Genomic DNA, 23,357 nt, shown 5'->3' with positions numbered 1-23,357 from the left:
GCCCGATGGCCGCCGTGAACGACATTCGGGGCCGACTCCTGTTCGGCGGAGTCTTCTCGACGGTCGGACTCATTGTGTTGGGCATCGGAGTGTCCCAGCTCGTCGAGGCAATCCGGTCCTCGTCGTGGCCCTCGACTCAGGGTCAGGTCACCGAGTCGAATGTGATCCGGCGATGGGGGAACGACCCGGGGGATTTGTTCCAGCCCCGGATCGTCTACAGGTACGAGGTCGACGGCCGCGTCTACACCGCTGAACGGGTCCGGATCACGGAAGCCAATAGCAGCAACCTGAACGACGCCCGTCGGGTTGTCGACCGATATCCCGTCAAGGCCCAGGTCGCCGTGCATTACAAGCCGGGTGACCCGGCCATCGCGGCGCTCGAGCCGGGCGTGGGGTCCGATGTCGCGCTTCTTCCGGTGGCCGGGGGCATTTTCGCGGCCATCGGCCTGGCGATCCTCGCGAGCGTGCTGTCCTTGATCCGGAAGCGACGGGCTGCGGAGCGGGCCGACGCGGCCGGGCCACCCGGGGTCGATCTGAAAGGGATCCCCGACCCCCCTCCAGGCCTCGGCCTCCGGCTTCGCCGACGGCGTGAGTCGGTGATCGTCTCGGGGAAGACGACCCCGGAGACGCCCGAGAAGGCCGCCTCGCCGATGGCGTCCGTGATTTGGGGTTTCTCCGGCTGCTGGGTGGTCATGGTCGGGTTGATGATGGCCCTCGGGGTCGTCTTCTTCGGCGCGATGGTGGCCTTGACGCTCTTCGGCGACGCGCCGTTCCGGTTCAACGGCCGTCCCACGAGCAAACCGGTGGCGGTGGCTTACACGATCGGCTTAGGCCTGTTCTGGGTGGGCTTTTGGATGCACACGTTACGGACGACCCGGCCGATCTCGTCGCTCGCCTCGGGTAAACCGGCCTCCTTCCCGTGGACCCTGAAACTAGACGGCCGCCGGCTGACGGGCAGGATCGACGCGTCGGGAGGGCCTCTCGAAGAACGCATCTCCCTGATCTCACTCCGCGGCCTGACCGCGGACGATGAGGGTATGCTCCTGGTCTGGCGTGCGGACCAGAACGAGCCCTTCGGGCTGATCGGCCCGATCGACCCGGCCGCCGCTCGCTGGCTGGCCGAGGTGTTCTCTCGGGCGATCGGGCCCCTCGGCTAACGGCCGGGTCGATCGTGTGGCCTGGCTGTTTTCCGCGGCGTTTGCGGTGAGCCGGGGATGGATCCTGCTTGGATGAGGAGGTTGGGGTGGCATCCCCTCACACCGTGAGAGTCTGCCACCCCAATTCGCATCACTTGAGCTGATTCCACAGGAACGTATAAGCCAGGGCCGTCATGAAGGCGGCCTGCTTGTTGTCGGCGGCGCCGCCGTGCCCGCCTTCGATGTTCTCGTAGTAGAGCAGGTCGATGCCCATGCCCTTCATTTTGGCGGCCATCTTCCGGGCGTGGCCGGGGTGGACGCGGTCGTCTCGGGTCGAGGTCGTGAAGAGGGTCCTCGGGTACTTCACGCCTTCCTTCAGGTTGTGATAGGGGGAGAAGGTCCGGATGAACTCCCACTCCTCGGGGATGTCGGGGTTGCCGTACTCGCCCATCCAGCTATTGCCGGCCAGGAGGGTGTGATACCGCTTCATGTCCAGCAGCGGGACCTGGCAGACCACCGCCTTGAAGAGTTCGGGGCGACGAGTGAGCATGTTGCCCATCAGGAGCCCGCCGTTGCTCCCGCCCTGGATTCCCAGGTGTTCGGGGGTGGTGACCTTCCGCTCGATCAGGTCCTCGGCCACGGCGGCGAAGTCCTCATAGGCTTTGGGCCGGTTGGCCTTGAGCGCGGCCTGGTGCCACTTCGGGCCGAACTCGCCGCCGCCTCGGATGTTGGCGACGACGTAGACGCCCCCCTTCTCCAGCCAGCCCACCCCGGCCGAGGAGTTGTAGCCGGGGACCATCGCGATCTCGAACCCGCCGTAGCCGTAGAGCAAGGTCGGGTTGGACCCGTCGAGCTTGATCCCCTCGCGGGAGACCTGGAAGTAGGGGATCCTGGTCCCATCGGCCGAGGTCGCCTCGTGCTGGCTGACGGTCAGGCCCCTGGCGTCGAAGAACTCGGGGTTCGTCTTGAGGACCTCGGGCGCGGCCCCGCCGGCGGTCCCGAGGGCCAGGGTGGCGGGCATCAGGTAGCTCGACGCCATCAGGAAGTAGTCGTCCGACTCGTCCGAGTCGACCCCGGAGGCGCTCGCGGTCCCGATCTCGGGGGCTCCCGGGAGCGGCTCGCGGGTCCACTGGCCGTCCTTGTGGGTCAGGACGTACAGGCGGTTCCGGATGTTGTCCAGCTCATTCAGGAGGAAGTAATTCTTGGTCGCGGAGAAGCCGGCCAGCGACTTCCGGTCGGTCGGCTCGAAGACGACGTCGAAGGAGCGATCCCCCTTGAGGAACCCCTCGAAGTCGGTCGAGATCAAGGAGCCCGCCGGGTAGGTCTTGCCGCCGACGGCCCAGTCGGTCCGGAGCGTGACCAGCAGGAGGTCGCGCTCGACCTCGGTCTCGGCGTCGTCGGGGACCTCGATCTTGATCAGCTTGCCGTCGCGTCGGAGGAAGGTCTCGCCCGAGTAGAACGTGATCCGGCGCGAGATGAAATCCCGCTCGAATCCGGGGGTCAGGTCGCGATAGCCGGCGGCGCTCATGTCGTCGGGCGAGCACTCGTAGACCAACTCGGCCTGCTCCAACGGGGTCCCGCGCTTCCACTCCTTGACGACCCGGGGATAGCCCGACTTGGTGAGCGAGCCCGGCCCGAAGTCGGTCCCCACGAAGACGCTATCGAGCCCCCGCCAGGAGACCCGACTCTTGGCCTCGGGCAGGGTGTAACCCCCCTCGACGAAGGACTTGGTCTTGAGGTTGAACTCGCGCTTGACGTCGGCGTCGGCACCCCCTCGGGAGAGCGAGAGCAGGCACCGCTCGTAGTCGGGCTTGAGGGCGGTGGCCCCGTGCCAGACCCAGTTCTCCCCCTCGGCCGCGCCCAGGGCGTCGAGGTCGATCACGGTCTCCCAGGCGGGCTCGGCCTTGCGGTACTCCGCCAGCGAGGTCCGCCGCCAGATCCCTCGCTTGTGCTTGGCGTCCTTCCAGAAGTTGTAATAGTACGGCCCGATCTTCGAGATCATCGGGATCTTGGCGTCCGAGTCGAGGATCGAGAGGATCCGCGACTCCAGCGCCTTGAACTCCGGCGACTCGGCCAGTTCGGCGGTGCTCTCGGAGTTCCGCTCGCGGACCCAGGCGAGGGGCTTCTCCCCGGTGACCTCTTCGAGCCAGAGGAACGGGTCGTCGGGCTCACCCGCCATCGCGATCCCTGCCATCAGTGCGACCAGTCCGAAAAGTGTGCCTGCCCGTGAAATCATGATAATCCTCTCGCGTCGGGATCGGTCGGGGAGCCCGATCCAACGGCCCCCCGCCGCCGGGCTGACGCCGGCGGGGCGGAAGGTCCGATTGGAACCGATCGGAGGGCCGGATTTCAAGGGTCATGGTCGGAGGCTCGGACGCGTCTTCCCCTTCGGGTGTACCCGAGGATTCTTGGGGCTTACGTCGGTTGGAGTCGTTCGCCCCCTCTCCCCGGCCCTCTCCCACGAGGGGAGAGGGGGTCGATTCTCGCCGATGTCTTAATCTTCGACCCCTGGGAGTCTGTTCCCCTCCCCCCTGGTGGGGGAGGGTTAGGGAGAGGGGGGCCAGGAATCAAGGCACCACCAGAAATCGCAGCTACACCCTCCCCTTAATTCAGGGACGTCGACGGCTTCTTCGACCCCCGATCGACCTTGACCGTCGTCGAGATGGGGACCTCCGTGGTCAGGGGCAACGGCACGGAGACAGAACTCGCCGCAGCAGCCTTCGCGGCCTTCGCATTGGCTTTCGGCGGACTGGTGCGGGCGAAGGACGACTTCGGGCCCCAGACGGCGAACCCCCCGCCGTTGTCTTCCGCGTTGAGGGCCACCTGCCCCTGGGAAGTGATCACCGGGGGCATGAAGTGGGAATAGCCGGGCGCGGTGAATTCCCGGATCAACTGGAGGTTGTCGGCCCGGAAGGCCGCCAGGGATCGGCCGTTCGCGGTGTTGGCCGAGATCCAGATGACCGCGTTGGTGAAGTTGCCGCTCGGGGGGACGCTGATCGAGGGGGTGGCCCCGGGATAATTCACCGGGTAGCTGTCGTTGACGCCGGTCAGCGTGAGGGCCTTGGCCACCGGGTCATATTTGTAGACCTGGAGCCGGCCCGCCCCCTTGGCGAAGGTGGTCTGCCCGTTGAACCCCGAATTGACGAAATAGACGAAGGTGCCCGCCGAGGTGGTCAGGACCGAGCCGCCCCCGAACGCCCCTCCGTTGAGCCCATTGGGGATCAACTGGTCGATCTGGCCGGTCTGGGTGTTGAAGAGGATCAGGTCGCCGCTCTTGCCGGAGACGACGGCCTCGGTCGCGGAGACGATCGTGACCGTGGTGGAGCCCAGGTCCAGGTCCAGCTTCTGGTACTCCTGGTAGGCCGGGGGGACCATCAAGACGGTCATCCGTTGGTTGAAGCCATTCGGCGTGACCAGCGGGCCTTCCAGCCGGAGCCCGGTCACCGAGTCTGAATAGTTGTCGATGCCGGTGTCGCCGTTGCCCCAGGTGGCGTAGACCGTGAACGGGTCGGTCGGGTCCAGGGTGACCGGCAGCCCCGCGCCCCATTCGGATCCCGCCTTCCCCGACGGGGTGGTATTGAACGCCCCGACCAGTAGCCCGTTGCTGGTGTTGAAGCTGAGCACGTACCCGTGATACTGATCGATGCTGGCGCCCGAGTAGGAGCCAAATCCGACCGAGGCGACCAGCCCGGTGGGGTCCAGCTGGACGGCGGGCCGGTTGTATTGCACCCGGGCGTCGAAGGGGACCATCGGCCCATTCGGCGTCGCGATGGCTCCCCCGCCCGTCCCCGGCACCATCGGGCCGATGAACGAGACCGACCCGTCCGCCTTAACGGTCGTGTCGGCGAAGGTGTTGACCACCGTGGGGAGGAGGGTGGAAGGGTCCACCACCACGAGGCTCCAGAGGTAATGCGTGTCCCCGTACCCCTCCGCCACCTGACCGAGGACCAGCACCAGTTGGCCATCCGGGCGGACCGCGGGCGTGCCGGTGATCGAGTAATTCCCGGAGTAGTAGGGATTCCCCACGGTCGAACCATCCACGGGCCTGACCGTGTATCCCGAGCCCGGCGCGGAGTAATCGAGGTTGATACCGCCCAGGAGCTTCCCGGTATGGGCGTCGTACTTGAACAGGTTGGCGTCCTGGGTGGCGACGATCCAGACATCATGGATCCCGCCGTTGGTCGCCACATTCGGGACGAACACCGGGGCGGCGCTCACCTTGCCGATGCCGGTGACCTGGAACCCCTGGACGTAGTCGTTCGCCACCTTCTTCGCCGTGATGGGGCTGACCTGGACCCCCTGATTCTGGTGCAAGACGCTGTAATCCCCGATCGGGTTGGGCGGCAGCGTTACCTTCGTCGTCACCGCCATCAAGGCCCTGCCTTCGAGCACCTCGAGTAACAATCTGAGTTTTGACATGCCTCGATCCTTAGCTGTTAAGCAATAAAGGGAGGCGCGGTCAGGCCACTCTCGCCGACGAGAGGGACACGCCCCGACGCTTCGGCTTGGGCGAAATAGGGCGATCAGGCCGACGGCTCGCCCTGCGTAGTTGCGACAAATTAGCTTAAATCGGGATATCGGGACGTCAAGCGGAATTGGGAAATATGGATGGCTTGATAATGATTAGGCTGATTGCGTCGGTTTTGGCGGTTGGCCAGCTTGGGGCGAGAGCCGAGCTTTTCGAGGGGACGGATCGCTGACGGATACGTCTCTCCAATTCTTGGGAGGGGCATGACCCCGGGACGCCGAACCTCGGCGAGGCTCATGGGGAGGGGGGCGACTCGGGTTCCTTCCTCCCGTTCTGTTCCAGGGCCTGCTTGAGTTCTTGGATCCGCCCCGGGGAGCCGACGAAGATCCGGTCGGGGAAGCGGTAGGATTCGAGGATGCCGGAGAGGATCTCGCTGCCGATGTAGGAATTCAGCGACATGCCGGCCAGGAACTGGAGCCGGAGGTTCCGGTCGGTGTTGATCTGGGCCCCCTTGCCCCACCCTTTCAGGAGGGGCGCCTGCCCGGCGTAGGTGGCCAGCAGGTCGATCCCTTCGTTCGGCTCCTCCTCCCCCTCGAACCCCTTGGGGATCCAGAGGTCCACCTCGCGGAGCGACTGCCTCACGCGTTGATGGTCCGGGCTGGCCAGTCGCTTCTGGAGGTCATCGACGTTGACGACGGTCGGCTCGACCTGGCCGAAGAGGATCGAGTCATAGCCTTCGCCTTCGCGCTCGTTGCTCCAGAGGATCCCGTTGGGGAAGACCTGGAAGAAGGTGGCGATCAGGCTCCGGGCGGTCTCCGGGTCGCTCTCGGCCAGGGGGACCCAGAGGCTCACGCTCCCGCCCGGCTTCAGGTGGTCGCGGCACATCTGGTAGTACTCGACCGTGTTCAGCGCGGCGCACCCCTTGACCCAGGGGTCGATCGGGTCCGAGGTGATGACGTCGAACTTCTCGCGGGTGGTCCGGAGGAAGTGGCGGCCGTCGTCGTAGACCACCTCGACCTGCTTGCCGTCGACCATGTGGGGGTTCTCGCGGGCGATCCCGTCGACGACGTGGTAATTCTGCTCGCCGAACATCGGGGTCACGGTGGTCGGCACCAGGGGCTCGATGTCGCAGATGACGATCCGCTTGACCTCGGGATGGGCCACGAACGAGCCGGCGGTGACCCCCGCGCCGCAGGCCACGACCAGGACCGATTCGGGCTTCTTGTGCAGGAGCGCCGGCAGGTGCCCCAGGAGGCGCTGGAGTCGCATGTCCATGGGCATCGTCGAGGCCTGGATCTTGCCGGCCCCGTGGAAGAAGCGGACCCCGTCCCTCGACTCGGTGACGGCGACCGACACGTTCATCCCCTCGCCGACGTACAGGCACGAGACTTCCGGGCCATCCGGCCTGGTGGGGGCTTCCGGGGTGATCACGGATTCGGGCAACCGGGCGAGTATCGTCGACGACTGCCGGCCGAACGCCACGACCGGCCAGGGGACCGGCCTCACGCCGGCGGCGAGCCCGCCGGCCAGCACCATCGCCCCCGCCAGGGCCACCGAGCCCGCGAGCCGGGGGACCCCTCGGCTCGACCGGATCAGGGGCGTCAGGGCGACCATCGCGGCCAGCCCGGCCAGCCCGATCAGGACCCGCTCGGCGTTCGCCGTGCCGATCCCGGGGATCAGCCAGAGGCTGAACGCCAGAGCCCCGACGATCGCACCGATCGTGTTGGCCGAGTAAACGCCCCCGACCAGCCGGCCGGGGTCCTGCCCGCGAGCGGCGACCGCCGACAGGGCGATCGGGAAGCTCGCCCCCCAGAGGCAGGCCGGGGGCAGGATCGCCCAGAGGCACCGGACCAGGTCGAGCTGGAAGGTGAACCAGGGGCTCATCGAAAGCGTGGGCTGGACCGGCCAGTACGGCAGAGACCCCGAGATCATCACCGCGGTCCAGGCGATCGCCCCGGTCAACAACCACTGGCAGACCCCCAGAGCCGCCTGTGCCGAACGAGCCCGGCGGGTCATCAGGGCTCCCAGGCTGCTGCCGATCCCCAGGCCGATCAGGAAGACGGCCAGGATCATCGAGAAGGTATAGACCGTCGCGCCCAGCATCAGCGAGAGCAAGCGAGTCCAGACCACCTCGGCCCCCAGCGCCGACATCCCGGAGAGGGCGATCGCCGGATAGACCGCCCACGAGCCGGCCGGTCGGCCCTCGATCTCGCCCTCCGAGGGCCGGGCGGTCGGCTCATATCGAGCGGTCGAGGACGCCAGCACCAGCGCGATCGCGGCCACGATCACGTTGAGGGCCAGGGCCACATAAGTGGCCGTGGTCATGTCGAAGACGCGCAGGAGGTAGAAGCCGGCCGCCAGGCAGCCGACCACGGCCCCGGCGATGTTCCCCCCGTAGAAGAAGCCCAGCCAGGCGACCCCCTCGGGATCGGACTCGACCCATCGGGCGATCGCTGGCAGGGTCGCGCCCATCAGGAGCGTCGGCGGGAGCAGGCAGACCCCGGCCACCGCCGCCCGGAGGAAGATGCCCGCCATCCCGTGGACGGCGTATCGCGAGTAGAAGTCCTCGATCTGCGGCATCCCCAGCACGAGGGCCAGCCCCAGTGCGCCGATCCCCAGCTCCAAAAAGGCATAAACCCGGAGCGGGTGCCGACGGGCCGACACCAGCCGGGGCAGGAGCAGGCTACCCAGGCACATCCCGCCCATGAAAGTCCCCAGCAGCACCCCGAGCGAGGCGGCGGTCGAGCCGATCACCAGTTGCAAAAGCTGGAGCCAGACGACCTCGTAGATCATCGCCGCGCAGCCACTGCCCACGAACAGCAAGAGCAGCACGGGGAGGAACCGGCGAGGACCGGCCGGGCCGAGGGATGAGTTCGAGTCGCTCGGGGACATTTCGCGATGGCCTCGGAGGAGGATGGGACGAAGCGGATCGGTGCCAGTTTCGCAGGTCGAGGGGCAAATCGCGAGCGGTCGGGCCTGGACGCTAGGGTCCGGCCCGGAACCCGGCCAGCGGCTTGGGGATGGGCTCCCCTTCGCGGAGCCGGTATCCGGTGTCGCCGGCCAGGTCCTTCCAGAGGTCGAGACGGCCCGAAGGCCAGCGGACCTCGACCGATCCGATCGTCGCCGAGGCCCCGAGCCCGAAGTGGAGCCGCCCGTCGGAGGCCGAGAGGTAGCTGCCGCCCCCCAGGCGTTGCGCGACCTGCCGACGGCCATCGGGGGTGGTGACGACCACCCTTGCGCCCACCCCGTCCCGGTTCGAGGCCGTCCCCTCCAGCTGGAAGGTCGCGAAATGTCCGGCCCGCTCGGTCCTGTTGCGGAAGAACGCCAGGGGCTCGTTCTGGTCGATCGCGACGAAGTCGACCCGCCCGTCATTGTCCAGGTCCCCCGCGGCCAGGCCCCGGCCCAGCCGGAGTTCGGCCCAGGGCGTCCCGGCCCGATCCGAGACGTCGACCAGGCGTCCGCCGGGCCTCCCCTCGTAGAGGCGGGCCGGCATGGCGTTGGGATAAAGGGGCCGGAAATCGTTCACGTTGCCATTGGCGATCGTGAGGTCGATCCGCCCGTCATTGGCGGCGTCGAAGGCCGCGATCCCGAATCCGAGCAGATACCGGGTGGCCAGCAGGATCCCCGACGGGGCACTCTGGTCGGCGAACATGTTCTGGCCCAGGTTCTGGTAGAGCGTGGTCCCCTCGCCATAGAGGTTGGTCACCACCAGGTCCATCCGCTCGTCGCCGTCGAAATCCGCCGCCGCGACCCCCATCCCGGCCTGGAACCCCCCCTCGTTGTTGGCCGCGACCCCGGCCATCATCCCGATCTCCTCGAACGACATCCCCCCGAGGTTGTGGAACAGGAAGTTGGCCGTCCCGTCGTTGGCTACGTACAGGTCGATCTTGTTGTCGTCGTCGAAGTCGGCGGCCACCACGCCGAGCCCTCGCCCATCGGGGTCGGTGAAGCCGGCCGACCCGGTCACGTCGACGAACCGCCCGCCGTCGTTCCGGAAGACTCGGTCGCTCGCGCGTTCATATTTGGCCGGGTCGCAGTAATAGGCCTGCCCCTGGTCGTTCTTGCAGAGCGGGATGTCGGACGGGTCCCAGAGGACATAATGGCAGACGTAGAGGTCGAGGTCGCCGTCGCCGTCGAGGTCGGCGAAGGCGGACGAGGTCGGGTTCCGCTGGACCCCGCCCAGGCCCGAGCGTTCGGTGGCGTCCTCGAAGGTCCCGTCGCCCCGATTCCGGTAGAGGTGATATCGGTTCAGGCGGGTCAGGAAGAGGTCGGGGTGCCCGTCGTTGTCGACGTCCCCCACGCTGACGCCCATCCCGTACCCCTGGCCCCAGGCGAGCCGGTCGATCCCGGCCTCGCGGGTCGCGTCGCGGAAGGTCCCGTCACGCTGATTCCGGAAGAGGCGGTCGCCCAGCTCGCCGTCCGGGAGCGAGACCCGAGGCTCGCCGGAATCGGGTCCGCCCGCGTCGAGCGGACCCCCTTGCACGCAATAGACGTCCAGCCAGCCATCGCCGTCGAAATCGATCAGGCCCACGCCGCCCGAGAGCGACTCGGGCAGGAGCCACTTCGTCAGGGCGGTCCGGCCGTTGTCGAAGACGAAGCGGAGCCCGGCCGCCTCGGCATCGTCGACGAAGTCGAGCTTCGGGCCGGCCGAGAGGTCGGACTCGCCGGGCCTGGCCGTCGGACCATCTCCGGCGATTTTGGAAGCTCGGAGGTCCGCGAGCCGGTCGGCGACCATGACCGTCCCGGAGGGGCGAGGTCCCGCCGACTTGGCGATCAGGCTCGCCATCGCCGACCCCGAGGCCTCCCGGCAGAAGGTCCTCGATGGTCCGATGGTCGCCTCCGATGGCTTGCCGCCCGGCGAGTCCGCCGCGACCAGGGACCAGGCATGCTCGTCGAAGTGGCGGCCCAGGAGTCCCGAGAGTCGGGCGAGTTCCCCGGCCACCGAGCGGAACTCGATCTTCCGGACGACCAGCTTGTGGATGTAATCCTTGGCGCGGTCGATCTCGGCCCGCGCCCGCTGGAGCCGCTCGGCCTCCCCGGTGTCGCCCGCCTCTCGGGCCAGCACGGCCAGGCGTTCGAGGGCCTGCGTGTTCGACGGCTGGATCTCGACCAGCCGGGACAACTCCCGCCGCTCGGCCTCAAGGTCTCCGCCCCGGGATGCCAGCCAGACGCGGAGGTTGGCGACCATCGAGGGGGAGAGATCCTCGGCGGGGATCAGGTTCGCGGCCTCCCGGAACCGGGCCTCGTCATCGGAAGCCATCGCCAGGGCCAGGCTCGCCCGGGCGACCGCGGGGTCGTCGGCTCGCCGGGACTTGCACCGATCGAGCCAGGTCGCGGCCTCGTCGAGTCGGCCACTCTCCAGCGCATGATGGGCCCGGCCCAGCCAGACCCGATCGTCCTGGTCGTCGGCCGCGTCGAGGAACAGCTTCCAGGCGTCGACGGCCACGGGCTCGGTGTCGTTCTGCCAGAGATCCTGGAGCAGCTCGCTCGGGTTCGGGGCGCAGCCCCATCCGGCGATCAGGACCTGGCCGATCTCGGCGAACCGGCCTTCCATCCGGAGCAACCGCGCCAGCGCACGGATCAAGGGATAGCGATCGGAGGCGGGGACCTCCCGGAGCGCCTTGATCAGGAGCGACTCGGCCGGGGTGAATCGGCCCAGGTTGATCCGGACCGAGGCGAGCGATTCGACGGCCGGGACGTAATTCGGGTCGGAGGCCGGGACTTGCTCCCAGGCCTTGAGGGCCTGCTCGGGGTGTCCCAGGGCCTCCTCGGACTGGCCCAGGGGCAGCAGGACGTCTCCCCGGTCGGGCCATTGCCCGGCCAGGGCCGTGAGCTTCGCCCGGGCCTCGGCGAGCCGGCCGCTCGACATCTCCCGCCGGGCTTCCTCGACTCCCGCCCGGAGTTGACGTTCCCGGGCCTTGCCGACTTCCCGGGCCGTCCAGGTCGCGAGCCCCAGGGCTCCGGAGGCCAGGACGATCCCGATCGTGAGTTTTCGCGAGACGGGGAAACTCATGCTCGTGACTCGTGGAGCTGGAATCGGGCTGAGGGGGACGGATGGGTCGCGATCAGGCGGCATCGCCTCGGGCGGAATCCATCTTATCAGCCGGGTCGATGGTCGAGCATCCTCGGCTTTCGCAATATTCTGGAAGTGGCGACGAATCACGAGAGGCGGCATTCCCGAATGAAACGAGACCGGGTCGAAGGGTCGAGCCATGGCATGGACCTATCAGGTGGAGTATCAGCTCGGGCGTCGGGGAGGCCGGGTCACTCGGACGTATCAGGGATTCCGGGCGTTCCTGGCGATTGCCTTCGACCTGACGCTGGGCCTGATCTTCGGGTCAGTCGGACTGGTCTTCGGGTCGATCTGGTGGTCGGGCTGGCTCTGCGTGCAGATCGTCCGCCTCTCGGTGGTCGCGATCGTGGAAACCCTGATGGCATCGGGCCGGATCGCCCGATCGGTGGTCCTGCTCCCCGGGCGATTGGTCCGGTCGACTCCACGAAGTCTCCCGGCCAAGCCGGCCTGGGTCGCGTTCGACGACCTTTGATCGGGGCATTCCTGACGCTGTTGGCCTCGATGGCTGCGGCCCCGCCCGAAGGATCGCCCCTCGTCTTTCGCGATGTGGCGGCCGAGGCCGGGGTCTCGTTCCGGTTCGAGGCCGGATCGCGGGGGCTCCACGACCTCCCCGAGATCATGGGCGGGGGCGTCGTCTTGATCGACTTCGACGGCGACGGTCGGCTCGATATCTACCTTTGCAACGGAGGCCCGATCGTCCCGGAGGCGGGCCGCCCCGACCCCCCTTGCCGGCTCTTCCGGAACGAGGGGGATTGGCGGTTCCTCGACGTGACCGACCGCGCGGGAGCCCCCGGCCCGAGTTACGCGATGGGGGCCTCGGTGGGGGACTTCGACGGCGACGGCCTCGACGATCTCTTCGTGACCGGCTGGCGGGATCAGCGTCTCTACCGGAACGCGGGCCTCGGCAAGTTCGAGGACGTGACCGACCGCGCCGGGGTCGGCTCGGATCTCTGGAGCACCTCGGCGGCCTTCGCCGACCTCGATGGCGACGGCGACCTCGACCTCTACGTCGCGGCCTATCTGGACTTCGACCCGGCCTTCGCCCCCTTCTGCGCGGCCCCCGATGGGAAGAGGGATTACTGCGGTCCCGAAGGGTTCGCCGCCCAGCCCGACCGTCTCTATCAGAACGATGGCGACGGGACGTTCACCGATGTCTCGAAGGATTCGGGCGTGGACCGCCCCGGCGGCCGAGGGCTCGGGGTGGTGGTCGGGGACCTGGTCGGCGACCGAGGCCTGGACATCTTCGTGGCCAATGATGGGACGGCCTGTCGGCTGTTCGAGAATCGGGGTGGGCTCCGGTTCGAGGAGGTCGGGCTGGCTTCGGGCGTCGCGCTGGATGGTCGGGGGGACGCCCTGGCCGGGATGGGGGTGGCCCTCGGTGATATCGACGGCGATGGACTGGACGATCTGGTCGTGGGCAACTTCCTAGGACGTTCGACCATCGGCTTCCGGGCGATCGGCGGCGGGATGTTCCTGGACGACTCGGACGGGCTCGGACTGTCGACCACCCGCGTGGTCCTGGGCTTCGGGCTGGCCCTGGCCGACTTCGACCTCGACGGGAGGCTCGACCTCCTCCAGGCGAACGGCCACGTCCTCGATCGGGCCAGGCTCGGCCAGCCATTCGCCATGCGTCCGACCCTGCTCCGGAATCGAGGCGGCCGGCTCGCCGATGTCACTCCGGAGGCCGGCCCCTGGTTCGCTCGCCCGATCCTGGGCCGAGGGCTGGCGGTGGGGGACCTCGACGGGGACGGCCGGATCGATGCCGTGGTCAACGCGCTGGATGCTCCCGCGGCGGTCCTCCGGAACATCTCCGAGGCGGGCCGGTCGCTGAGGCTCGACCTGATCGGTCGCCACCCTTCCCCGCGTTCGGCGATCGGGGCCAAGGTCCGCGCGACCTTCGGGGGTCGGACGCTCTCCCGGATCGTGCTGGGCGGGGGCGGCTACCTCTCCTCGTCGGATCGCTCGATGATCCTCGGGCTGGGTGACTCCGAAGGCGTCGATCGCCTGGAAGTGACCTGGCCTTCGGGACGGGTCGAAACCTGGCGAGATCTCAAGGCCGGTCGGTTGAAGATCGAAGAAGGGACGGCCCCGAGGTGATCACAAGGAAGCGGGCGGGCAAGTCCCTCGGCCTTTACTATCGCCGAGGGGGCTACCGGATCACCACGTTATTCGCGGGGTGAGGATCGATTACCCCGCCACCCACCGGAGCATCAGGTGGGTCAGGACCACACCGGCCACGGCCAGGAGCGGGAGGCTGGCGAGCATCAGGGTCGCGAGCGCCACCGACCAGCCCAGAAACCGGCCGAAAGTCTGTCGGTCGACCGTCAGCAAGTCGAACGGCGCGGGCCGCCCGGTCTGGCGGGAGACCATCAGGATCAGCAACCGGACCGCCAGCCAGGCCGAGGCCGCGAACATCAGGGCATCGCTGGGCCGGTCGATCAACAGGAGCCAGTTGGCCCCCGAGGTCGAATAGCCGAGCCACGCCAGCGGGGCCTTCAAGATGACCACCCATCTGTCGATGCTGATCGGGATATACCAGCGATCATCGAGGTCCCTCCGGATCGACTGGATGGCGGCGGCGGTCACCTCAATTGCGACCAGGCAGGCCATCCCGCCGATGATCCGTCGAGGCCAGACCCCGATCCCGCTAGGCTCCTCGACAACGGCCGGGCGATCGCCCGCCGACTCCTCCGCCAGTCGGGCCGAGGGGCGGGCCGCGATCCCGGCGGAGAGGCCGACGAAGCCCAGGACGATCGCCAGGAAGGACCACGGGTCGACCATCATCGCGATCCCCTCGGACAGGGGCGGGCTGAGCCTCGGGATCGAATCCAGCAGGACATAGGCCGAGCCCGCCGCCGCCAGGAGGACGGTCGAGGCCCGGGTAACCACCCCGGCCCAGGACCGAGCGGCCCGCGCCCGGGCCGGGTCTCGCGCGGAGGTTCGGAGGTCTTCATCGAGCCAGATCGCCGTGGCCAGGCAAGCCGCCAGGCCCGGCAGGGTCTCCAGGCCCGCCCTCGTCAGCCGGTCGAAGATCGACGGAAGAGGGATCAGCGGTCCGTGGGTCAAGGCCAGCCGGACCGCCTCCATCGCCAGGAGAACCAGGTACGGAATCAGCCCGTAACCCGATGCCACGATCGCCAGGCCGCCCAGCCCCGCCAGGAGCACCAGGGGCCAGGATCGCCGGGATCGACCCGCCGGGACCCTCCGGACCGGGAGCGGGCCCAGGGCCAGGACCAGCCCGATCATCCCCAGGGTGGTCATCAGCGGGATCAGCCTCAGCCTCATCTCGCCATTGGTCGCCTGGCCGAGCCATCCGGACCCGGGCTCGGCCTGCAAGGCCAGCGAACCCTCGATTACCGACCAGCCCAGCCAGCCCAGGGCCATCGCTCGCCAGGCCACCCCCCAGATCCGAAAATCTTGGGAGCCCTCGACCGGCCCTCGAAGGGCCCGGACCCCCTGCCCCGCCAGGGTCAGGACCAGGCCCACGCCCAGCGTCAGCACGATCAGCCCGAGCGCATGCTCCAGGTCGGGCAGGCCGCCGCTCCAGGTCGTCCGGGACCGCCGGGCCACGTCCAGGACATACGCCGAACCCACCACGACCATCGCCAGGTCCCCGAGCCGGACCTGCCAACGACCCCCGGGAACCGAATGATCCAAGCCCATCACCCACCTCGTCCCGAGGTCCCTGTCTCACTGCTCCGACTTTTGTCGGACGTTGATGCAGGATAACAGGTGGCCTCGGCAAGGGGAAGGGGTGGAACTCGAAGGTCACGCGCTATTGATGGAGATGGCGTCGATGAGGGTGGAGTTGTCCCCGCCCTTGGAGTTGAGCCCCTGGAGGGTGATGGTGTGGGACCCGGCGGCGACGGAGAAGGCGGCGGTGGTGAAGCTGTTGTAGGAGGTGCTGGTGGGCAGGATGGTCCCGACGGCGATGCCATCGACGAGGACCTGGATGTCGTCGGACCCGGGTCCGTAGTTGCCGCGCCTGGCGGCCTGGAAGGCGATGGTGTACCGGCCGGCGGCCCACCCGGCGATGGTCTGGGAGATGGCCCCGAGCCTCTGGATGACGGCGACCTGCTGGCCCTCGGGAGCGGCGGGGTTCCCGGAGGTGTAGGGGGAGTTGTTGCCGGAGATGCAGGCGTTGCTGCCGGATCCGGCCGGGCCGGTGGAGAAGGACCAGGCGATCCCGGCGGGCCGGGCGACCTTGCCGTAGCCGACCACCGGGGACTCGAAGCCCGCGTTCTCCAGCGACGTGGAGGCCGGCCGAGCCTGGATGGAGATGGCGTCGATGAGGGTGGAGTTGTCCCCGCCCTTGGAGTTGAGGCCCTGGAAGGTGATGGTGTGGGACCCGGCGGCGACGGAGAAGGCGGCGGTGGTGAAGCTGTTGTAGGAGGTGCTGGTGGGCAGGATGGTCCCGACGGCGATGCCATCGACGAGGACCTGGATGTCGTCGGACCCGGGTCCGTAGTTGCCGCGCCTGGCGGCCTGGAAGGCGATGGTGTACCGGCCGGCGGCCCACCCGGCGATGGTCTGGGAGATGGCCCCGAGCCTCTGGATGACGGCGACCTGCTGGCCCTCGGGAGCGGCGGGGTTCCCGGAGGTGTAGGGGGAGTTGTTGCCGGAGATGCAGGCGTTGCTGCCGGATCCGGCCGGGCCGGTGGAGAAGGACCAGGCGATCCCGGCGGGCCGGGCGACCTTGCCGTAGCCGACCACCGGGGACTCGAAGCCACCATCGGCGACCGATGGGGTGGCGGTCCCGGTGGTGGTCCCGATCAGGTCGGGGACGAGCTTGTTCGCCACGGGGCTCCCCAGCCCCGTCGCGGTGTCGTAGCCGACCTTCGCCGACGTGCCGTTGCTTCCCGAGGTGATGTCGAGGAAGTCGCCGTTGGGGTTGGTATAGCTCGAGCCCCCGGCCAGGTTGTAGAGCACCGAGTTGGTGCCGAAGGTCTGGCCCGTCCCGAGCGGCGGAAGTCCGGCCGACGCCCGGCCCTGATTGGCCAGGGCGATCAGACCGGCCCATTGCGGGGCCCCGGCGCTGGTCCCTCCGACGGTGCTCCATCGCCCGTTGTTGATGACGTAGACTCCCGAGCTGGGGGAGGCGTTGTATGAGACGTCGGGCACCCCCCGGAACGACCCGGAGACGAACCCCTGCTGGTAGGAAGGCAGGCCCACCTGCGCCGAGATCCCGCCGCCCGAGCCCGACCAGACCGTCTCCGAGATCCGATTGCCCGCCGAGTCCAGCGGCATGTAGGTCCCGCCCACGCCCGTGACGTAGGGAGAGACCGCCGGGGCGAGGACCTCGGCCCCGCTGTCGCCGGACGAGGCCAGGAACGTGACGCCCGGATGGTTGAAGTAGCTGTCGAACTGCGAGACCCCGGCGAACTCCGCGCCGCCGAAGCTCATCGAGACCTGATTGGCCCCCTGCCCGACCGCATATTCCACGGCCCCGAGCAGGTCGGTGAACGAATTGCTCTTGGCCTCCACCAGCAGGATCGTCGCCATCGGGGCGATCGCGTGGGCCCACTCGACATCCAGCGCGATCTCCAGGGCCCACCCCGAGTTGTAAGCCGGCGCGCCCTGCGGGGTCGCCTTGATGAACGTCGAATTGGGCAGCCCGAATCGGGCGTTGAAGGCCTGGAGGTCGGTGGCGATGCTCGGGCTATCGAACGCGTCGATGATCGCGATCGTCTGCCCGGTCCCGTCATAACCCAGCTGGTCGAACCCGTAGGCGTGGCGGATCTGGGCGGGCGTGTACGGGGCCGAGGCCTGCGGGCCGACCAGCGGGTCTACGGTCGGGCCTCCCGGCATGGAAGGCTCGCTGGCGGAGTAGGTCACCGAGAATGTGTCGGACGGGGCCGGCTCGGCGACCGGTCGTCCGATCGCCGCGGGCCAGGCCTCCGACGGGATGCCCGCGAGCGGGGACGACACGACCCCCACGGCCAGGAGCTGCCGCCCTTCCAGGGACTCGACGAGGAGCCGCGTCGCCCGCGTGGATTTCATCGTCCGGTAGCCGCCGGTGATGCGCATTGTCGGTGAACTCCGCCCCCGCCCGAGTCCGGGCCGGTGATGTCACGTCGAGTTGGTGGAAATCGAGAGCGAGATCGAACCGGGGCGGCGAGGCCGCGGGGGGCCGCCGGGCCGATCGTTCCGAGCCTTGCTTGAGGAGGCCTGTCATCATGAGACGATCTCGACGGATTGACAAGGGGAAATGGCCCGTCGACATCTTTCGGCAACATCCTCGGGCCGGCGGATTGGCTTCGTTTCGCCCGGAAAATGGCTCCGATCCGGGACGACCCGAGCCAGGGCTCATTGACCGACCTGGAAGGGGCCCGAGGCGGCCAATGTGGAGGGATTTCGGGGAAATTGACGATTGATATTAAGTAATTTGTACATGTATTGTGTTATCATTCCGATGATGGCGAGCTTGAAGCGCGCGGGGGCGACCTCGATCCGGTAGGCCGGGCGAGGCACGCGCCACATCGAGATCGTTCGGCGCAAACCTCAGGCGCGGAGGCGTTCGACCTTGCGGCGTCGGGCCTCTCGACGGTCCTCGGCCCGCTTCAGCCGCTTCTCGGCCCGCGAGGCGATGATCCTCGGCAGGTCCACCTCCTCGCCCGGGGCGGGGAACTCCTCCGGCAGGAGGTCGAACGGCGGGAACGGCGCCGACATCTGCCAGGGCTCCAGAGGCTTCTCGGGGGCCGGCTCGGGCCTGGCTTCGGCCTCGGGCACGCCCTTCCATTGCGGGAACATATCGGGATGCGGGCCCCGGTGCGGCGACTCATACTTGAGCTGCGAGAGGCACCACCGGAGCCTCCGATGCAGCCCCGACTCGTAACGCCGGAGCCTCCGCAACTCCGGGTCCGAGTCGTTGGTCAGGTCGGAACTGGCCAACGCCCGCTCGACCTCGTCGAGGTCGCTCACCAGATCGCGACGCTCCTTGAGGGCGGCGATCTCGCGACGGGCCACGACGGCCGGGTCGTCGGCCGGCCCGATCAACTTCCCTTCCAGGTCGAGCGAGGCCCCCGGCCGGTGCCCCTCGCGGAACTCGGAGGGGGTGCCCAGCAGGTCGAACGCCAGGGCCGTTTGTTCGGGGGTCCACGACCCCTTCATGTCGGCGGCATGGGCCAGCATCGCCCAGCGGGTCATCAACCATTCGCACCCCTGAGGGGTCCGGCGCAACGCCTCGACCACCTCGTCGGGGCGCTTGCCGATCATCCCGCCGAGCTGGGCCATCTCCAGCCGACGGTCGTCGTCCCAGGTCAGTTCCGCGCGCAAGGAGACCTTGTCGCGGACCCGGCGCTCGATCCGCTCGCAGCGGTCGATCCGCAGGCTGAGCAGGGCGACCTGGTCGACGATCCAGGAATGGAAATGATTCTGGGGCTTGAGCGTGTAGAAGTAGGCATCGGATCGGGCCTGGAGGGTCGCGATGTCCTCGGGAACGACGATCGCCGAGCAGAGGCCATGCTTCAACGCATTGGCGCGCGACTTCGCCTTGCCCTCCTCGGTCTTCGGGCCGGTGCTCTTGAGTGCATTCCGGCGATTGGCGGCGATCCGGGCTTCGGAGACGATCATGGCGGTGCTCGCGAGGGACGATGGTCCGGGGGATCTCCCTGATACATTCCTCCGCGAGATCGGCCCATTAACACACAATTGGTGATGTTCCAGTGCCATGACACGAGGGCCACTCGAGGATGAATCACCCTCGACCCGGCACTCTCCCGGTGGGAGTGGGAGTCGGAAAGCCCCTCGCTCTTCCCTCCGTGCCACCACCAGATTTTTGGTTTCGAAGGCATCTGCGAGAAAGGATTGTTTGAATTGGAGGGGATTCGTATAATGCCCGTGACATTCCCACCCCTTCTGATCCATAAAAGTCGTGCACGTTTATCAACACTCCGGATTCCGGAGCTGGTCATATGATTCAGCCTTGGCGGGCGTTATCGCTCCTCTTGCTGATCTCCGCGGCGCTCCCGCCGCCGGAGATGGCGGGGTTGTTGATCCAGGACGCCGCGAGGCACGAGCCCGCCCCCGCCAAGAACACGACTCACGCACGAGGGCGACATCGCGTCGTCTCGTCGTTCCGGGCCGACTCCTGCCAGGTGTCGGCCCGTTTCAGCCTGGGCGAACGGGCGAAGGCCCGACCCTCCCGGCTCCTCCCTCGCTGGCTCGACTCGATCGCCAGGGTCACCAGCCCCACACCCTGCTCGCCCGCCGCCTGGACCAGGCTCCACCTCCGCTGTTAGCCGACGCCGACGGTTCTCCGGCTTGAACCGGGAGAGTCCCTCCCCACCGCGTGCTTGTCGCGGGCCGGGGCCGTCACGTCGTCACCTATTCCAGGAGCCCTAACTGCGGAGGCCCCGGCGAGCCATGAACCGACTGATTCGCGCATCGCTCGATAATCCCTATGCCGTGACCGTGTTTTGCCTCACGATCCTGCTGATCGGCACGCTCTGCATCTTCATGATCCCGGTCGATATCCTGCCGGTCTTCAAGAGCCCGGCGGTCCAGGTGCTGACCTTCTACGGGGGGATGCCCGCCGAGGGGATGGAGAAGGACATCACCAGCCGGATGGAGCGCTGGGTGGGTCAGGCCAACGGGCTGTCGCGGCAGGAGTCGCGTTCGATCGTGGGTGCCAGCATCGTCCGCGACTACTTCCAGGGGGACGTTGACCCCAACGGGGCCCTGACCCAGGTCAATTCGCTGGCCCTGGCCTCGGTGCCCAACCTGCCGCCGGGCACTCTGCCGCCGGTGGTCCTGCCATTCGACCCGACCAGCTCCACGCCGATCGGGCTGGTCGCCCTGAACAGCGAGGCCGAGAACGAGGCGACGCTCTACGACGTGGGACGTTATGAAGTCCGGAACATGATCATGGCCCAGCCCGGTGCCGTGGCCCCGGTGGTCTACGGCGGCAAGGTCCGCGCCGTGATGCTGTACCTGGACCGCGACAAGCTGCAGGCCCGGGGCCTCTCGCCGCTGAACGTCATGAAGGCGATGGACAACTACAACGTCTTCCTGCCGGCCGGTGATGCCAAGTTCGGCGGGACCGACTACGCCATCGGCTCGAACTCGATGTACGATTATGTCGAGGAAATGGGGGATATCCCGCTCAGGACGGTCCACGGCAATGCGGCCTTCATGAAGGATGTGGCCACCCCCAAGGACTCCTCGTTCATCCAGACCAATATCGTCCGGGTCGATGGCCGGAAGCAGGTCTACATCCCGGTCTTTCGCCAGCTGGGCGCCAGCACCTTGAAGGTGATCGACACCATCAAGGGATCGCTCGAGGACATGCAGTCCCGGCTCAGCAAGCCGGGCATCGGCCTCAAGCTGGTGATGGACCAGTCGGTCTACGTCCGCCAGTCGATCTCCAGCCTGGTCCAGGAGGGCATCCTGGGGGCCTTGCTCTGTTCGCTGGTGATCCTGCTGTTCCTGGGCCAGATCCGGATGACGGTGATCGCGATCTTGACGCTGCCGCTGGCGGTCCTGGCGGCCACGGTCTGCCTGTACGCCACCGGCAACACGATCAACGTGATGACCCTCTCCGGCTTCTCGCTGGCGATCGGGCCGATGGTCGATAGCGCGATCGTCTGCCTGGAGAATACCCACCGGCACCTGGGCCTGGGGGCCTCGCCGGAGGAGGCGGCCTACGAAGGGGCCAGCGAGGTGGCGATGCCGGTCCTGGTGGCGACCCTCTGCACCTTCCTGGTCCTCTCTCCGCTGGCCCTGATGCCGGGCATGGGCGAGTTCCTGTTCCGGCCGATGACGCTGGCCGTGGCCTTCGCGATGTGCTCGGCCTGCCTCCTCTCCTGGACGCTGGTCCCGGTCTGCAGCGCCGCGTGGCTGAAGTCGCACGGCCACTCCGCTCCCGATTCCGAAGCGGGCGAAGGCCGGGGCATGGTCGCCCGGGCGTTCGCCCGCTGGGAGTCGGGCATCGACCGGACGATCGCCGCCTACGCCATGGGGCTCGATTTCGTCCTGGCCCGACCCCGGAGGACGATCGCCTTCGCCTTCGGGCTCCTGGCGCTGACGATCGGGGTGCTCTCGCCGGTCGTCCGTCGCGAGTTCTTCCCCGAGGCCGACTCCGGCTCGTTCGAGATGGCCGTCCGGGCCCCCAGCGGGACCCGGATCGAGATCACCAACGACCTGGTCGCCGAGGTCGAGGGATTCGTCCGCGAGCAGGTCCCCGAGCACGACCTGGAGCTGATCGTCTCCGAGATCGGCGTGACGGCCGACTGGTCCGCCGCGTACACCCAGAACGCCGGCCCGATGGACGCGATGCTCAAGATCCAGCTCGCCGAGCATCGGGGCCACTCGGCCCAGGAATATGCCTCGAAGATCCGCTCGGCCCTCGCCGGGGAGCGGCGCTTCGCCAACCTGGAATTCGCCTTCGACACCGGGGGCCTGATCCGAGGCGCCCTGAATGAGGGCAAGTCGACGCCGCTGAACGTCCGGGTCACCGGCAAGAATCTGGCCAAGTCGGCCCAGATCGCCTCGATCATCCTGGAGGAGGTCCGCAAAATCGACGGGATCGTCGACGCCCGGGTCATCCAGCGCCAGAACTACCCCGAGTACGTCGTCAACGTCGACCGGACCAAGTCCGCCGACCTGGGGATGACCCAGGAGGACGTGATGCGCAACGTGGTCTCGGCCCTGAACTCGTCGATCTCGTTCAACAAGAAGAACTTCTGGATCGATAGCAAGTCGCACAACCAGTACTTCGTCGGCGTCGCTTATCCCGAGAAGGACATCGTCTCGCTCGAGACGATGCTGGACATCCCGATCACCGGGGCCTTGCAGTCCGCGCCGGTCCCGCTCCGGACCCTCGCCACGATCACCCGGACCACGGTCCCGACCGAGATCACCCACAACAACATCCAGCCCTCGATCGACCTGACCATGGGGGTGGAGGGGCGCGACCTGGGCCACGTCGCCGACGATGTGGCCGGGATGATCGACGAGTTCGGCCGGAAGCTGCCCGGTGGAGGCTGGGCCCCCTACGACCCGGCCTCGGCGGATTCGCTGTCCCGGGAGCCGATGTCGGGCTCGCAGATCCTCCTGAGCGGCGAGTACGCCCGGATGCAGCAGACCTTCCGCGACCTGGGGATCGGCCTGATCCTGGCCGTCCTGCTGATCTACTTCCTGATGGTCGCGCTGGTCCGTTCGTATGTCGTTCCGCTCTGCGTCATCCTGGTGGTGCCGCTGGTCCTGACCGGCGTCCTGCCGATGCTCTACCTGACCGGGACGGCGATGAATGTGCAATCGCTCCTGGGCGTGATCTTCATCGTGGGGATCTCGGTCTCGAACACCGTGCTGATGACCGACTACGCGCAGGAGTTGCGCAAGCACCAGCGGATCTCGGTCTTCGACGCCATCCGCAAGGCGGCGGTGATCCGCGTTCGACCCGTCACCATGACGGCCCTGGCGGCCTTCTTCGCGATGGTCCCCGCCGCCCTGGCGATCGAGCGCGGCTCCGAGGCCAACGCCCCCCTGGCCCGGGCCATCCTCGGAGGGCTCATGGCCGGAGGCCCCGGGACCCTCTTCATCCTGCCCTGCCTCTACTCGCTCCTGGTCAAGGACAAGCCCGACCAGTCCCTATCCCAAGACAATTCGTCCGAGGAGATCGAGGCGGAATCGGATCGGTGAGCGTTGTCGATCCCCCGGCGTCCTCCCCGTCGAATTTCGG

The 23,357-nt window shown here is 67.9% G+C and carries 12 protein-coding genes; 5 read left to right on the top strand and 7 right to left on the bottom strand.

Features of this window, described 5'->3' with window-relative positions; genetic code table 11:
- Positions 1 to 5 precede the first annotated feature (5 nt).
- Positions 6 to 1,157: a DUF3592 domain-containing protein gene (locus P12x_RS27735; protein ID WP_435008299.1), complete on the top strand. Its 1,152-nt coding sequence runs from the start codon at positions 6 to 8 to the stop codon at positions 1,155 to 1,157.
- A gap of 130 nt (positions 1,158 to 1,287) precedes the next feature.
- Here the strand turns inward: P12x_RS27735 and P12x_RS27730 are convergent, their stop codons facing one another.
- From P12x_RS27730 to P12x_RS27715, 4 genes are all read right to left on the bottom strand, one after another.
- Positions 1,288 to 3,372, bottom strand: a complete 2,085-nt coding sequence (locus tag P12x_RS27730) for a prolyl oligopeptidase family serine peptidase (protein WP_435008297.1) — start codon at positions 3,370 to 3,372, stop codon at positions 1,288 to 1,290.
- A gap of 368 nt (positions 3,373 to 3,740) precedes the next feature.
- Positions 3,741 to 5,507: a hypothetical protein gene (locus tag P12x_RS27725; protein WP_435008295.1), complete on the bottom strand. Its 1,767-nt coding sequence runs from the start codon at positions 5,505 to 5,507 to the stop codon at positions 3,741 to 3,743.
- 391 nt (positions 5,508 to 5,898) lie between these two features.
- Positions 5,899 to 8,496 (bottom strand): fused MFS/spermidine synthase, encoded by a 2,598-nt coding sequence (locus P12x_RS27720; RefSeq protein ID WP_435008293.1) that lies wholly within the window; start codon positions 8,494 to 8,496, stop codon positions 5,899 to 5,901.
- Positions 8,497 to 8,587: 91 nt separating this feature from the next.
- Positions 8,588 to 11,617 (bottom strand): FG-GAP-like repeat-containing protein, encoded by a 3,030-nt coding sequence (locus P12x_RS27715; RefSeq protein ID WP_435008291.1) that lies wholly within the window; start codon positions 11,615 to 11,617, stop codon positions 8,588 to 8,590.
- 199 nt (positions 11,618 to 11,816) lie between these two features.
- On the opposite strand from P12x_RS27715, the gene P12x_RS27710 reads away from it, so the two are divergent.
- The gene (locus P12x_RS27710) at positions 11,817 to 12,149 is read left to right on the top strand and encodes a hypothetical protein (RefSeq protein WP_435008289.1); all 333 of its coding nucleotides are present in this window, start codon (positions 11,817 to 11,819) and stop codon (positions 12,147 to 12,149) included.
- Positions 12,146 to 13,774 carry a CRTAC1 family protein gene (locus tag P12x_RS27705; RefSeq protein WP_435008287.1) on the top strand — a complete coding sequence of 543 codons (1,629 nt, stop codon included), beginning with the start codon at positions 12,146 to 12,148 and terminating at the stop codon, positions 13,772 to 13,774. Before P12x_RS27710 ends, P12x_RS27705 begins: the two co-directional genes overlap by 4 nt.
- Before the next feature lie 90 nt (positions 13,775 to 13,864).
- Here P12x_RS27705 and P12x_RS27700 read toward each other — a convergent pair whose 3' ends face one another.
- The 3 genes from P12x_RS27700 to P12x_RS27690 all read right to left on the bottom strand — a co-directional run bounded on the left by P12x_RS27700 (position 13,865) and on the right by P12x_RS27690 (position 19,249).
- Positions 13,865 to 15,340: a hypothetical protein gene (locus P12x_RS27700; RefSeq protein WP_435008286.1), complete on the bottom strand. Its 1,476-nt coding sequence runs from the start codon at positions 15,338 to 15,340 to the stop codon at positions 13,865 to 13,867.
- Between the two features lie 105 nt (positions 15,341 to 15,445).
- Positions 15,446 to 17,704, bottom strand: a complete 2,259-nt coding sequence (locus P12x_RS27695; protein ID WP_435008284.1) for a hypothetical protein — start codon at positions 17,702 to 17,704, stop codon at positions 15,446 to 15,448.
- A gap of 474 nt (positions 17,705 to 18,178) precedes the next feature.
- Entirely contained in the window at positions 18,179 to 19,249 is a 1,071-nt protein-coding gene (locus P12x_RS27690; protein WP_435008282.1) for a hypothetical protein, read from the bottom strand.
- Positions 19,250 to 19,590: 341 nt separating this feature from the next.
- Here P12x_RS27690 and P12x_RS27685 point away from each other — a divergent pair, with 341 nt between their 5' ends.
- Complete coding sequence (locus P12x_RS27685; RefSeq protein ID WP_435008280.1) at positions 19,591 to 19,917, top strand: hypothetical protein; 327 nt, start codon at positions 19,591 to 19,593, stop codon at positions 19,915 to 19,917.
- Between the two features lie 124 nt (positions 19,918 to 20,041).
- Positions 20,042 to 23,317 (top strand): efflux RND transporter permease subunit, encoded by a 3,276-nt coding sequence (locus tag P12x_RS27680; RefSeq protein WP_435008278.1) that lies wholly within the window; start codon positions 20,042 to 20,044, stop codon positions 23,315 to 23,317.
- Positions 23,318 to 23,357 lie beyond the last annotated feature (40 nt).

Source organism: Tundrisphaera lichenicola, from assembly GCF_051175385.1.
GTDB lineage: Bacteria > Planctomycetota > Planctomycetia > Isosphaerales > Isosphaeraceae > Tundrisphaera > Tundrisphaera lichenicola.
The sequence above is the reverse complement of the archived record's forward strand: the minus strand, read 5'-3'. Positions and strand labels throughout refer to the sequence as shown.